The 13,205-nt window shown below is 71.1% G+C and carries 12 protein-coding genes; 10 read left to right on the top strand and 2 right to left on the bottom strand.

Features of this window, described 5'->3' with window-relative positions; genetic code table 11:
- Nucleotides 1–38: 38 nt before the first annotated feature.
- Complete coding sequence (locus O7602_RS27765; RefSeq protein WP_281585550.1) at nt 39–1,121, bottom strand: NAD-dependent epimerase/dehydratase family protein; 1,083 nt, start codon at nt 1,119–1,121, stop codon at nt 39–41.
- A gap of 411 nt (nt 1,122–1,532) precedes the next feature.
- Here O7602_RS27765 and O7602_RS27770 point away from each other — a divergent pair, with 411 nt between their 5' ends.
- Complete coding sequence (locus O7602_RS27770; RefSeq protein ID WP_281585551.1) at nt 1,533–4,415, top strand: AfsR/SARP family transcriptional regulator; 2,883 nt, start codon at nt 1,533–1,535, stop codon at nt 4,413–4,415.
- 102 nt (nt 4,416–4,517) lie between these two features.
- Here the strand turns inward: O7602_RS27770 and O7602_RS27775 are convergent, their stop codons facing one another.
- Nucleotides 4,518–4,715 carry a hypothetical protein gene (locus O7602_RS27775; protein ID WP_281585552.1) on the bottom strand — a complete coding sequence of 66 codons (198 nt, stop codon included), beginning with the start codon at nt 4,713–4,715 and terminating at the stop codon, nt 4,518–4,520.
- Between the two features lie 272 nt (nt 4,716–4,987).
- Between O7602_RS27775 and O7602_RS27780 the strand changes: the two genes are divergently transcribed.
- The 9 genes from O7602_RS27780 to O7602_RS27820 all read left to right on the top strand — a co-directional run bounded on the left by O7602_RS27780 (nt 4,988) and on the right by O7602_RS27820 (nt 13,174).
- Entirely contained in the window at nt 4,988–5,719 is a 732-nt protein-coding gene (locus O7602_RS27780) for a hypothetical protein (RefSeq protein ID WP_281585553.1), read from the top strand.
- A 123-nt stretch (nt 5,720–5,842) separates the two neighbouring features.
- Nucleotides 5,843–6,094, top strand: coding sequence for a phosphopantetheine-binding protein (locus O7602_RS27785; protein WP_281585554.1), 252 nt, complete (start codon nt 5,843–5,845; stop codon nt 6,092–6,094).
- A gap of 72 nt (nt 6,095–6,166) precedes the next feature.
- Nucleotides 6,167–6,538, top strand: coding sequence for an ectoine synthase (locus O7602_RS27790; protein WP_281585555.1), 372 nt, complete (start codon nt 6,167–6,169; stop codon nt 6,536–6,538).
- Nucleotides 6,539–6,624: 86 nt separating this feature from the next.
- Nucleotides 6,625–7,539, top strand: coding sequence for a pseudouridine-5'-phosphate glycosidase (locus O7602_RS27795; protein ID WP_281585556.1), 915 nt, complete (start codon nt 6,625–6,627; stop codon nt 7,537–7,539).
- Nucleotides 7,536–8,231: an HAD family hydrolase gene (locus O7602_RS27800; RefSeq protein ID WP_281585557.1), complete on the top strand. Its 696-nt coding sequence runs from the start codon at nt 7,536–7,538 to the stop codon at nt 8,229–8,231. The genes O7602_RS27795 and O7602_RS27800 overlap by 4 nt, the downstream gene beginning before the upstream one ends.
- 2 nt (nt 8,232–8,233) lie before the next feature.
- Nucleotides 8,234–9,733: an MFS transporter gene (locus tag O7602_RS27805; protein ID WP_281585558.1), complete on the top strand. Its 1,500-nt coding sequence runs from the start codon at nt 8,234–8,236 to the stop codon at nt 9,731–9,733.
- Nucleotides 9,730–10,518 (top strand): hypothetical protein, encoded by a 789-nt coding sequence (locus O7602_RS27810; protein WP_281585559.1) that lies wholly within the window; start codon nt 9,730–9,732, stop codon nt 10,516–10,518. Before O7602_RS27805 ends, O7602_RS27810 begins: the two co-directional genes overlap by 4 nt.
- 60 nt (nt 10,519–10,578) lie before the next feature.
- Nucleotides 10,579–12,030 (top strand): AMP-binding protein, encoded by a 1,452-nt coding sequence (locus O7602_RS27815; protein WP_281585560.1) that lies wholly within the window; start codon nt 10,579–10,581, stop codon nt 12,028–12,030.
- Between the two features lie 4 nt (nt 12,031–12,034).
- A complete protein-coding gene (locus tag O7602_RS27820; RefSeq protein ID WP_281585561.1) occupies nt 12,035–13,174 on the top strand; it encodes an acyl-CoA dehydrogenase family protein in 1,140 nt (379 codons plus the stop codon).
- Nucleotides 13,175–13,205 lie beyond the last annotated feature (31 nt).

Raw genomic sequence — 13,205 nt, forward strand, 5'->3', positions numbered from 1 at the left:
GGCCCCCTCTCACACCCTCGATGAGGGGGGGGTGTTGTTCAGTAGGGGTTGGGGTGACCGGGGAGGCGGCCCCTGGGGAGGGCTGCGGGGCGGCCGGGAAGGGTGGGATCGGTGGACAGGGGCGGGGACTTCGTGCCCGCTCTGGTGGACATGCCGGCGATGAGCTCCTTCAGGGCGGTCGCCGTGTCGACCCGGGGGGTCCAGCCCAGATCCGTCTCGGCCCGGGCGCTGGACATCAGGGGGACGTTCAACGCCAGGTCGACCCAGCCGACGTCCACCGGTTGCAGGCGGGCCCGCCAGGTCACCGCCGCCGCGGCGCGCAGCACCGGCACCGCCACCGGCACGGTCCAGCCGTGGAAGTGACGCGCCACCAACTGCGGCGTGAGCACCGGGTCGGTCGCCACGTTGAACGCGCCGCGCGCGTCCCCCACGACCGCCCGGGCGTACGCGTCGGCCACGTCGTCGGCGTGTACCGCCTGCATCCGCAGCCGCCGGTGCGACGGCACCAGCGGGATCCGGCCGTAGCGCAGCAGCCGCACCGGCGCCAGCGGGCCGAGGAAGTAGCGGCTGATCTCCGTACCGGCCTCGCGCTGGAAGATCAGCCCCGGCCGCAGCCGGACCACCCGCAGCTTCGGGTGCTCCCGCTGCACGCCGTCCAGCAACGCCTCCACCTCCGCCTTGTCCCGGCTGTACGAAGAGGTCGGCACCCCGGTCGCCGGCCAGTCCTCGCTGACCGGGTGGTCCTTCGGGCCGGGCGCGTAGGTGCCGACGGACGAGGCGTACACCAGGGCGGGAACGCCGGCCCGGACGGTGGCCTCGATGACCGCGCGGCTGCCGCCGACGTTGGTCCGGTAGAGCGTGCGCCGGTCGTGGCTGGGCTGGATCTGCCAGGCCAGGTGCACCACCGCCCGCGCCCCGGCGAAGATCCGCACCAGCTCGTCGGCCGCGCCGGGCGCGCCGATGTCGCACGAGTGCCACCGCACGTCGTCGTACGGCTCACCGGCGCCCCGCCCGGGCAGCCGGCGGGCCACCCCGACCAGCTCCGCCCCCGGCTCCTGCCGCAACCGGCGAAGTACGGCGGTCCCCACGTTGCCGGTGGCCCCCACGATCACTATGCGCATACTCGGTGCGGTACCCGCTGAACCGGACGACAACCGCCCGGGGACGGGCGGCCCTCAGGCGGCGGACGACACCGGTCCGGCGCGCGCCCAGAATCCGAGGGCCCAAAATTCATCACTTGAATCCGGTTACGTCGATGCGAATTGTTACTTCCATCCGTGCGGTAACTTCCCACAATTATATTCTTGAAATGTAAGACAGTTGAGGCATTCGCACCGATTGATGCGAGAAGGGCTACCGCAGCGTATTGTAGGCTACTGATCACGGAGAGCAAGCGGGGGAGATGGTGGATGACTCTACGACTACTCGGTCCGATAGAGATGATCGATGGTGAACGATCGGTGAACCTGGGCGGAACACGTCAGCGGATCGTCCTGGCGATGTTGGGTCTCAACAACAGTCGCGTGGTTCCCGTGGATCAGCTCATCGACGCGGTGTGGGGTGAGGACCCGCCCAGCACCGCCCGGGGCCAGATCCAGATCTGCATCTCCGCCCTCCGCCGCCTCTTCGACGCCATCTCGCGGCCCGGTGCGATCAGCACCCGCCCGCCCGGCTACCTGCTTCAGCTCGACAACGCGGACGTGGACGTGTTCCGGTTCACCGCGCTGGTTCGCGACGCGCGGCGACAGGCGGACGCGGGTGCCAAGGCCGACGCCTCCGCCACGCTGCGTACCGCGCTCGCGCTCTGGCGTGGCGACGCCCTCGCCGACATACCGAGCGCGACGGTCCAACGGGCCGCCACCGTGCTGGCCGACCAGCGGATCGCGGCGATCGAGGAGCGCATTCAACTCGATCTCGAGCTCGGCGGGCACCAGAAGGTCGTCAACGAGTTGCAGAGCCTGGTCGGGGAGCACCCGCACCGTGAGCGCCTGCACTGTGCGCTCATGCTCGCGCTCTACCGCAACGGGCGACAGGTCGACGCGCTCAAGGCAGCCCGAGCGGCGAGGCAGGTGCTCAGCGACGAACTCGGTCTTGATCCCAGCGAGGAGTTCCAACGCCTGGAACGGGCCATCCTGCAACGCGACCAACTGCTCGGCCCCGCCGACGAGCGATCGGTGGCGCCGGTGGCGCAGTCGAAGCCGGCCTCCGCGGCACCGCGAACCGCGATGACGGTGCTGCCCCGACAACTGCCCGCCAGCATCAGCGACTTCGTCGGTCGGGACGCGGAACTCGATCGGATCCGCGGTCTGTTGAGCCGCGAGCCGGACGGCGTCCGCGACTCACGGGGCATGCCCATCGTGGTGATCTCCGGAAAGGACGGCGTGGGCAAGTCCAGCCTCGCCATCCGCAGCGCCCACGAGCTCAGCGACCACTATCCCGACGGCCAACTCTATGCCGACCTGCGGTCCCGGGACCGGCAGGACCACACGGCCGAACTGCTGGCCCGGTTCCTGCGCGCGCTCGGCGCCACCGGCTCGGCGATCCCGGAGGATGTCGAGGAACGGGGTGAGCTCTACCGGAGCATGCTCTCCGGCAAGCGGCTGCTACTGGTCCTCGACGGCCTGCCGTCGGATCTTCAGGTGCTCCCGCTCCTGCCGGGAAGTTCGTCCTGCGCCGTGTTGATCACCAGCCGGGTACGCCTCACCGGCCTGCCCGGCGCCCGGCAGGTCGACCTCGACGTGTTCGATTTCGCCGAGTCGGTCGAGATGTTGACCGCGATGATCGGGCCGAAGAGGATCGCCGCCGAGCGGAGGCACGCCTCGGAGCTGACCGCGCTCTGCGGTGGCCTGCCGCTCGCCCTACGGATCGCCGGCGCGCGGCTGGCCTCACGCCCGCACTGGCGTCTGGGTGGGCTGGTCCTCCGGCTGCAGGACGAGGCGAACCGACTGGACGAGTTCACCCACCACGGACTCGAGCTGCGCTCCAACATCGAGCTGGCCTACCGGGCGCTCGACGCCGCGAGCCAGCGACTGTTCCGGCTCTGCGCGGTGATGCAGGCCCCCGACTTCCCGAGCTGGACGGCGGCAGCGCTGCTGGACACCAGCCCCTTCAAGGCCGAGGACATCCTGGAAAGCCTGGTGGACGCCCAACTCGTCGACATCGTCCAATACCCCGACGCGGCGCCCCGCTATCGGCTGCACGACCTGATCCGGGTCTTCGCGGCCGAGAAGTTGACCGGTACGGAGACCGGAACGGAGCGTACGGCGGCGCTGGCCCGGGTGTTGGGCGGCTGGTTGGCCCTCGCCGAGCAGGCACACCGCAGCGACTACGGGGGCAACTACACGACCCTGCACGGCACGGCGGACCGATGGAGTCTCGACCCCGCCCAGGCCGCCACGCACATCGGTGACCCGGCCGACTGGTGGGAGACGGAGCGGCGGGCACTTGTCGCCGCCGTCCAGCAGTCCGCCGAAGCCGGTCTGGACGAACTCTGCTGGGATCTGGCGTTGGGCGCGGTCAGCCTGTTCGAGTCCAAGGGTTACTTCGACGACTGGCGGGAGTGCGCCACCACGGCCTACGCGTGCGCCGAACTGGCCGGCAACCGCATCGGCATGGCGGCCATGCGCTACTCGCTCGGCACGCTGCACATGTTCCAGGCCCGTCTCGCCGAGGCGGACGCATGTTTCACCACCGCGCTGGAGATCTTCACGGAGGAGGGGATGGAGCACGGCGCCGGCCTGGTGCTGCGCAACGCCGCGTACGTGGACGGCCTGCGTGGTGACACCGCGGCGATGCTCGACAAGTACGCCCGCTCGTTGGAGATCATGCGCCGGGTCGGCGACCGCGTGGGCGAGGCGCACATCATGCGCAGCCTGGCGCGCCACCGGATCGATGCCGGCGACCACGAGGGGGCGCTCGACCTGCTCGGCCAGGCTCTGGACATCTGCCGGGAGACCGGCTGCCTGCGGGTGGAGGCACAGGTGCTGTACCGGTTCGCCGAGGTGTACCTCGCCACCGACCAGATCGCCCTGTCGCGGCGGGCCCTGTACCAGGCCCTCCGTATCGTCCGGGACCTCGGCGACCGGATCGGCGAAACCCATGCCCTCTACGGCCTGGGCATGCTGCGGTACCAGGAGGGGCGACCGGACAACGCCGCGAAGATCCTGGCCCACACCCTGAACCGGTCCCGGCGCCTCGGGGAACGGCTGGTCGAGGCGAAGTCGCAGTACTTCCTCGGGAAGATCGCCCTCGCCACCGGTCGTGCCCCGGTCGGCGTGGAGCATCTCCGCACCGCGTGCGACCTGTTCCAGCAGCTCGGCTCGACCATGTGGTACGACCGGGCCGCCTCGTTGCTGGCCCAGGCGGAGGAGTCGGCCGCCCGCGGGGCACGCCCGATGGTCCCGGCGGGGACCTGAGTTCGGGCCGGCCCTGCCGCCGGCCCCGCACCACCGGAACGCCACCGGTCCCGGCGGCACCCCTTCCAGGGTGCCGCCGGGACCGGTGGCGTCAGGCGTGGTTCACCAGTGCGTGTCGTTCACGCAGACGCCGAGCTCGGGGCTCCAGTGCGTGTCCATGGGGCAGTCCCCCCCGGCGGTCGGCACTCCGGACATCGGCACGTCTGCGCTCACCGTTGCGACGCCGAGGGTCACCGCGAGAGCGGCGACGGCGAGAACGGACCTGACGGCGGTGGGAACGAACGTGCGGGTGATGAGCATCTCGGTTTCCTCCCGGTGCGGCGCTGGACTGCGTTCTGCTCACACCAGACCGGCCGGCGCTATCGCCTCGGCCTCCGATCGCTGTTCGTCATCGGGCGTCGACCGATAGTCGTTGGAAAGCCGTCCGATAGGACCGGCTCCCACGGTGGGACTCGCAAACGAGACGACCACCGGAGGGACATCCGATGGAGAGCCTGATTCCCGGCCCGTGCGCCGGCCGCATACGAGGCGCCGATGTGCGGGACCCGGTCGATGTGCTGACCGAGCAGCTGATGACCACAGGGTCCCTCCTCCCGGCCGACCACCGGGACGCAGCCGTATGCCGGCCCTCGCCCGCGGACTGGTCGGCGCTGCTGGCCGCCCTGGCCGCCCGGTACCTGCTGGACTCCGAGGTGATCACGGCGGCGGTCATCGGACCGAGGCTCACCGTCCAGACACACACCCTGGTCCTCGCCCGGCACGTCCCTCCCATCAGTCATGTCGCGGTGTGCCTGACCGACGCGCCGCCGCCGGCGGCGGCGGTCACCGACGCCGATCCCACCCACGGTGCGGTCCCGTTCCGGTCGCTCATCGACCCATGGGTGCTCGACGAACTGGAGTTGGCCGGCATCGTGGTGGTCCGGGCCGCCACGCCCGGGCGGTCCGCGTTCGGGGCGAACCTCGTGGTCGTCACCGGCCCCGCCGATGACGGCGCGCTTCCCCTGGGCGACGGAGAGGTGCGCCTGGCCCGGGGCGCGTTGCTTGTCAACGCATCGGGCCGGGACCTGCCGCCGCACCTGGCCGGGCAGGTCGGGCCGGTCTTCGTCGACGACATGTCCCTGCTGGCGCGGGCCGCCGAGCACGGTCTCACCCGGCCGGCGCGACCACGCGGCGGTCACCGGCCCAGCTACCGGCTGGTGGGAGACCTGCGTGAGGTGGTCCTCGCCGAACACGTCGGGCGCACCGACCCGGAGCAGGTCCTGCTCGTCGAGCTGTTGAGCAACGCCGTGCCGGGACTCTGCTGACCCCCGTACACCTTGCCGCTCCTCAACTGCCGGGGCGGCCAGGACCGGTCACTGCCGCGGTGACCACCCACGACCCACCTCGCCGTCCCGGCTCCCGCCGGCGGCACCGACGAAAGGAACGCCATGTCCTACGAGGCCGAGATCCGGGACTTCATCGTCACCGGTTTCGCCCCTGACATCCCCGCGGGGCTGCTCGGGGACGACGTGGATCTGCTGGACACCGGGATCGTCAACAGCCTGGGGCTGCTGCGCCTCATCGCCTGGGTCGGGGACCGATACGGCATCCCCGTCGAGGAGTTGGACATCTCGCCCACCCAGTTCAGTTCGGTCGCCTCCATCGCCGCCTTCGTCCAGAACGCGCACAGCCCGGTCTGAAAGCCCGCCGGCGCCCGCCGCCGCGGGTGCCGTCGCGCCGCAGAGAGCAACGAATCCAGGAAGGGAACCGAAATGATCGTCAAGACCAGGTCCGCCGTGCCGGCCGTCGACTGGGGTAACGGCACGAGCTTCCGGTTGCTCGTGGCCAGGGACAACATGGGCTTCGCCCTCGCCCACACGGTGGTCACGGCCGGCTCGAAGTCGCCGTTGCAGTACCGCAACCACCTTGAGGCCTGCTACTGCATCTCCGGTCGCGGTCAGGTGATTTCCGACGGTGTCACCTACGACATCGAGCCCGGCGTCATCTACGCCCTCGACCAGCACGACGAGCACTTCCTCATCGCTGATCCCGAGCAGGACATGGAGTTGATCAGCGTGTTCAACCCGCCGCTGCGCGGTGACGAACGGCACAACCTCGATGCGGACGGCTTCTCCGAGTACTAGCCGGCGCGCCTCCGGGACCGGTCGGTCCCGGAGGCGCGGCCATCCGTCCGCCCCCCGTAGCAGCACGAGTCACAGAGGAGCAACAGATGGACGAGAACTTCTCGCTCTCGGCGGAGACCGCCGACGCGCTGGCCTCCGGCCGGCCCGTGGTCGCCCTCGAGTCGTCCGGCGTCGTCCACGGCTTGAGCTGGCCGCTCAACCTGGAAACCGCGCTCGACATGGAAAAGGCGATCCGGGCGGCCGGCGCCGTCCCGGCCCGGACCGGCATCGTCGACGGCCGCTTCGTGATCGGGATGTCCGAGGAGCAGGTCGAGATCTTCGCCAGCACTCCCCAGATACCCAAGGTCGGCACCCGTGACATCGGGCCGGTCCTCGCCGGCGGCGGACATGGCGGGACCACCGTCTCGGCCGCCCTGGTCGCCGCCGCGCACGTCGGCATCGAGGTCTTCGCGGTGGCCGGTATCGGCGGCGTGCACTTCGGCGCCGAGCGGAGCTTCGACATCTCCACCGACCTGGTCGAGTTCACGCGACGCCGGATCACCGTGGTCTGCGCCGGGGCGAAGTCCCTGCTGAATCCGGCGCTGACGATGGAATACCTGGAAACGCTCGGGGTGCCGGTCGTCGGCTATCGCTGCGACGACTTCCCGGCCTACTACAGCATCTCCAGCGGAGTTCGTAACCCCCGCCGGATCGACGACCTCGACGAACTGGCCAGGGCGGTCCGGCTGCACTGGGCGGTCGGCAACGACAGCTCCTTCCTGGTGACCCACCCGATCGACGACCTGGACGCCCTTCCGTCGGACGAGATCTACGTGCTGGTCCGGCAGGCGCAGGCGGAGGCGGAGGCGGCCGGGGTGCAGGGCCCGGCGATGACGCCGTACATCCTCTCCCGGGTCTCGGCGGCGACCAACGGCCGTACCGCCGCGGCGAACCGGTCGGTGCTGCTCTCCACAAGCGCTCTCGCCGCCGAGGTCGCCGTCGCGCTGCGGGAGCACCCGTGACCACCGCGATCCTCTTCGACGTCGACGGGACCCTGGTCGACACTCCGGCCGGTATGGCCGACGTGCTGCACGCGGTCGTCGCCGAGCACGGCCGGACCGCCACCGACGAGCAGGTACGCCGTACCATCGGCCGCCCGCTGGCCGCCTCCCTGGCGGGGCTGCTCGCCCGACCGGCCGACCACCCCGAGGTGGAACGGGCCGTGGACCGGGCGCGGGAACTGTTCACCGAGACGGTCGTCCCGAACGCGGCCAAGCTGGTGTTTCCCGGCGTGCCGGAGCTGCTGACCACCCTGCGCGCCCGCGGTCACCCGTTGGCGGTGGTCACCAGCAAGGTACGGCCCAGCGCGATCGAGCTGCTGACCGCCACCGGTCTGCTGGACGCCTTCGACTGCCTGTCCTGTCACGGGATGGCCGCACGTGGCAAGCCGCACGCCGACCTCGCGTTGCTGGCGGCGGACACGCTCGGCGTACCGCCCGCCCGGTGCGTCGTCGTCGGTGACGCGGTGGACGACGTCCGGATGGCCAACGCGGCCGGCATGGTCCCGTTCGGGGTGACCACCGGGGTGGCCAACCGGGTCGAACTCCTTCTCGCCGGCGCCCGCGCCGTCTTCACCAGCCCGGCCACGCTCGGCCCGGCGCTGCTGCTCACCTCCGACACCCGTTCCGTCCGACCGCTACCAGAGGTGATCTGACCATGCCCTCCGTCACCCGCTACCGAGCCGCCACCGGCAGGCCGACATCCGCCGCCGGCACCCTCGCCATCCTGGCGATCGCCCAGTTCCTGATCGCCCTCGACTACTCCATCGTCTACATCGCCCTGCCCCGTATCGGCGCCGACTTCGACCTGAGCGAGAGCGCCATCCAGTGGGTGGTGAGCGGATACGCCGTCTTCTTCGCCGGTTTCCTGATCGTCGGTGGCCGAGCCAGCGACCGGTTCGGTTCCCGGAACCTCTTCATCGCCGCGATGGCGGTCTTCGGGCTGGCCGCGCTCGCCGGCGGTCTCGCCACCGCGCCGGCGCTGCTGCTGGTGGCCCGAGCGGTCCAGGGCGTGGCCGCGGCGGCGCTCCAACCGGCCGTCATCGCGCTGATCAACACCTCGTTCGCCGCCGGTCCGGCCCGTAACCGGGCGCTCGGGGTCTGGGGCACGGTCGGCGCGTCCGGCCTCGCCGCCGGTGTGGTGATCGGGGGGCTGCTGAGCACCGTCTCCTGGCGCTGGGTCTTCCTGATCAACCTGCCGCTGGCCCTGATCTGTGCGCTCGCCGCGCCCCGGCTGCTGCCTCGACTGCGCCCTACGGTCGGGCACAACCAGTTGAACGTGCCGAGCGCGATCCTCTGCACCGGCACGGTGCTCTCCACCGCCCTGGCCCTGACCCGGGCCTCCAGCGACGGTTGGACGTCCGGCGGCACGGTCGCCATGTTCGTGCTCGCCGCCGTGTTCCTGGGCGGGTTCGTCATCTGGGAACGGACCAGCACCCAACCGCTTGTGGACCCGCTGCTGCGGCGGACCCGTTCGCTCCTGGTGGGTTGCGGGTCGACCGCCCTCTACATGGCCAGCGTCGGAAACCAGTTCTTCGTGCTCACCCTGCTCCTCCAGCAGTTGCGCGGGTACGGTCCGATCGCGGCCGGCATGGCGTTCCTGCCGATGGCGGTGGCGATCGCCGTGGCCAACTCCGTCGCCGCCCGGATCGTCTCCGTGCTCGGCGTCCGGATGGCCCTGACCCTGGCGTTCGTCGGCAACGCCGCCGGCCTGCTGCTGCTGGCGACCCAGGTGCACGGCGAGAACTACCTGTTGCACCTGCTCCCCGGTCTGCTGATCACCGGCTTCGCGCACGGCGTCACGTACGTGTCGATGTTCATCGCCGGGACCGCCGACGTGGCCGACCGCAATCAGGGTGTCGGAAGCGCACTGATGACCACCTCCCAGTACATGGCCGGCGCTCTCGGGATCGCGGTGCTGGTCCTGGTGCTCGGCCCCGACCCGGACGCGCAGAGTTTCGGCGCCGCGTTCCTCACCACCGCCCTGGCGGCGGGCGCGGGCGCGGTCCTGGCCTTCTTCGGACTGCCCGCCAGGAGCGCCGGCGGCGCCGCCCGGACCTCGGACGACCGCGTGGCCACGGACGTCGGGCCCGACACCGGGGCGGGTGACCAGCCGATCCACCGGCTGGTCCCGGAGTTCGGGGAGAGTCGGCGATGAGGGCCGCGGCATGGGCCGCCCAGCTCGGTGTGCTGGTGGTGCACAACGACCCGGTGGTCGAGGCGGAGCTGTGGGGTCGGGCACCGGCCGGGGTGACCGTGCACGCCGCGCGTTTCGAGAGCCCGACGAGCACCGGCGCGGAGTACACCGCGGAGAGCTGGCAGCGTCTCATCGCCCAGCCGGACATCCGGCGGGGGCTGGTCCAGCTCGGCCAGATGGACCTGACCGCGATCTGCCTCTGCTTCGCGTCGGCGAGCTTCTTCGGCGGCTTGGAGTTCGACGCCGGCTTCTCCGCCGCCGCCACCGACCTGGCGGCCGGGACCCCGGTCTACACCGCCGGGGAGGCGATCCGGGCCGGACTTGTCGAGCTGGGCGTACGCCGGCCGCTGGTGTTGGTGCCGCCGTGGTTCACCGACCCGACCTTCGCCGCGGCGCGGCGGTATCTCAGCGCGGCGGGCTTCGAGGTGGCCGGGCTGCTGCACTACCGCCTCGACAGCGGTTGGAACGCGGTGGAACGACACCGCATCTTCGACCGGGGTGGCCGCTGGGCGGTCGACCCGGACGAGGTCTGCCGGCAGGTGGCCGCCCGTTTCCCGGCCGACGCGGACAGCGTGCTGATTCCCGGTAGCGGATTCCGCTCGTGGGACGCGGTGGCCCGACTGGAGGCCGGCCTGGGCGTCCCGGTGGTCACCTCCAACCAGGCGTGCCTGCATCGACTGCTCACCGTCGCCGGTCTGGACCGGCCCGTGCCCGGCGGCGGCCGACTGGTCGACGCCGGCACCTGATCCCACCCGTTCGGCTGCCGTCCTGCGGCGCCGACGCGACGACGAACGACAGGAGAGATCGTGCCCACCACATCGTTCTGCACCGCCTTCTACCGACAGGTCCACGACCGGCCCGACGCACCGGCCCTGTCCTGGGCCGGAGACCAGATCAGCTATCGCCGGCTGGCGGAGCTGGTCCGCGACACCCGCGTCGCGCTCGACCAACTGGGTTTGGACGCCGAGGTGCCGCTGTGCGTCCCGGCGGTCAAGTCGCCGGAGACCGTCGCGCTGCTGATCGCCGCGTTCGAGCTGGACCGTCGGGTGCTGCTGCCCCCCGCCTCCCTGGGCCCGGAGTCGCTGGCCCGCGTCTGCGCCGCAGTCGGCTGCGCCGACATCCTCGGCGCCGACGCCGACGGCCTGACGGTCCGGCCCAGCGGGGCGACCGGTCGGGCGCTGCCCGGGGCCGGGATGTTGCTCACCACCTCCGGCTCGACCGGCACGCCGAAGGTGGTCGAGCTCGCCCCGGACGGGGTGGACCCGTTTCTGACCTGGGCGGCCGGGACCTTCGACATCGGGCCCGACGCCCGGGTGCTCAACTACGCGCCGCTCAACTTCGACCTGTGCCTGCTGGACGTGTGGACCGCGTTGGCGACCGGCGCCTGCGTGGTGATGGTGGACCCGGAACGGGCCGTCGACGGTCCGTGGCTGGCGGAGTTCTGCCGGGAGCAGGGTCCCACGGTGGTGCAGGCCGTCCCGCTGTTCTTCCGGCTGGTCACCGACGCCGGTGGCCGGTTCCCGGGGGTACGGGACGTACTGCTCACCGGGGACGCCGCGCCGCCGCCCCTGCTCGACCGGATCGGGCGGGCCTTCCCCCACGCGCGGTTGTGGAACGTCTACGGCTGCACCGAGACCAACGACAGCTTCCTGCACCGGGTGGAGCCGGCCGAGGTGCGGGCGCTGGGCGGGATGCCGATCGGTCGCCCCATCGACGGGGTCGAGGTGTCCGCGGTGGACGCCGACGGCGCGGAGGTGACCGGTGCCGGCGTGGGTGAGCTGGTGGTCCGCACCCCGTTCCGGGCCCGGGGCTACCTGGACGCGGGGCCGAACGCCGCGCGCTGGCGGGACGGCTGGTTCCGCACCGGCGACCTCGTCCGGCGCGACGCCGCCGGGTTGTTCTTCCTCGCCGGCCGCAACGACGACCAGGTCAAGGTGCGCGGTGTCCGGACCAACCTGAAGGAGGTGGAGCAGGTGATGCTCACGCACCCGGAGGTGCTGGAGGCGGCGGTGCTCGCCGTGCCGGACGCGGAGGCGGGCAACGTCCTGCACGCGGTGGTCCGCCCCCGTGCGGCCTCGGACGTCAACGGGCTGCACCTGCGGTTGCACTGCGCGGCGGCGCTGCCCCGTACGGCCATCCCTGGCGTGTTCGTGCTCGTCGACGACGCGCTACCCCGGACATCGACCGGGAAGGTCGACCGCAACGTGCTGCGGGCGCGGCGCGAGCGGACGCCCTCCGGCGCCACCGAAGGGCGGTGACGAAATGATCAACTGGACCGATGAGCAGCGCGAGCTGCGCGGACTGGCCGAGGAGTTGGGTGCCGCCGCGGGCGACGGGCACCTGGGCCGGGACGCCGACCGGGAGTTCGGCTTCGCGGCCTGGAAGCTGATCCGGGAGACCGGCCTGCTCGGGCTGCCGTTCGACGAACGGTGGGGCGGGTTGGGCCAGGATCTGCTCACCACCATGTACGTCCTGGAGGGGCTGGGGTACGCCTGCCGCGACGGCGGGTTCAGCTTCTCCGTCTCCACCCACATCGTCAGCACCGGCGTGCCGCTGCAACGGTTCGGGTCCGCCGAGCTCAGGCAGCGCTACCTGCCGCGGGTCAGTGACGGATCGATCATCGGGGCGCACGCGATCACCGAGCCGTCGGGTGGCTCCGACGTCATGGGCATGCGTACGACAGCGGTTCGCGACGGCGATCACTACGTGCTCAACGGCAGCAAGGCGTTCGTCACCAACGGGCCGATCGCCGACGTGATCGTCATCTACGCCCTGACCGGTAAGCGAGGTAGCCCGGCCGCGCTCACCGCGTTCCTGGTGGACCGGGACACGCCGGGCCTGGTGGTCGGACCGCCGGTGGCGAAGATGGGCCTGACCACGTCTCCCTTCTCGGAGTTGTTCTTCGACGACTGCCGGGTCCCGGTGACGAACGTGATCGGTTCGCCCGGCGCCGGCTTCCTGGTCATGGATCACGTCATGAAGTGGGAGATCCTCTGCTCCTTCGTGATCAATCTGGGCGAGATGCAGCACCGGCTGGAGCGCTCGATCGAATACGCCCGGTCCCGGATGCAGTTCGGTCAGCCGATCGGCTCCTTCCAGTCGGTGTCGAACCGGATCGTCGACATGCACATCGCGGTGGAGAACGCCCGCAAGTGGCTCTACGACACCGGGCAACGCCACGTCGACGGCGAGAACGTCACAGTCGACATCGCGGCCAGCAAGCTGATCGCCAGCGAGAGCAACGTCGCCGTCGCACTCGCCGCCGTCCAGGTCTTCGGCGGCTACGGCTACACCAGTGAGTACGGCCTTGAGAAGGACCTGCGCAACGCCGTCGCCGGAACCATCTACTCCGGCACCTCCGACGTCCAGCGCCAGCGAATCGCCCGGATGCTCGGCCTCTGACCCCCCGCATCTCCCCTTCCGTCCACATCCC

The organism is Micromonospora sp. WMMD1128 (assembly GCF_027497235.1).
GTDB lineage: Bacteria > Actinomycetota > Actinomycetes > Mycobacteriales > Micromonosporaceae > Micromonospora.

Excerpts from the sequence above, each read along its gene's own strand:
- O7602_RS27810 (WP_281585559.1), top strand. The coding sequence starts at position 9,730 with ATGAGGGCCGCGGCATGGGCCGCCCAGCTCGGTGTGCTGGTGGTGCAC.
- O7602_RS27805 (WP_281585558.1), top strand. The coding sequence starts at position 8,234 with ATGCCCTCCGTCACCCGCTACCGAGCCGCCACCGGCAGGCCGACATCC.
- O7602_RS27795 (WP_281585556.1), top strand. The coding sequence starts at position 6,625 with ATGGACGAGAACTTCTCGCTCTCGGCGGAGACCGCCGACGCGCTGGCC.
- O7602_RS27780 (WP_281585553.1), top strand. The coding sequence starts at position 4,988 with ATGACCACAGGGTCCCTCCTCCCGGCCGACCACCGGGACGCAGCCGTA.
- O7602_RS27790 (WP_281585555.1), top strand. The coding sequence starts at position 6,167 with ATGATCGTCAAGACCAGGTCCGCCGTGCCGGCCGTCGACTGGGGTAAC.
- O7602_RS27765 (WP_281585550.1), bottom strand. The coding sequence starts at position 1,121 with ATGCGCATAGTGATCGTGGGGGCCACCGGCAACGTGGGGACCGCCGTA.
- O7602_RS27820 (WP_281585561.1), top strand. The coding sequence starts at position 12,035 with ATGATCAACTGGACCGATGAGCAGCGCGAGCTGCGCGGACTGGCCGAG.
- O7602_RS27785 (WP_281585554.1), top strand. The coding sequence starts at position 5,843 with ATGTCCTACGAGGCCGAGATCCGGGACTTCATCGTCACCGGTTTCGCC.
- O7602_RS27775 (WP_281585552.1), bottom strand. The coding sequence starts at position 4,715 with ATGCTCATCACCCGCACGTTCGTTCCCACCGCCGTCAGGTCCGTTCTC.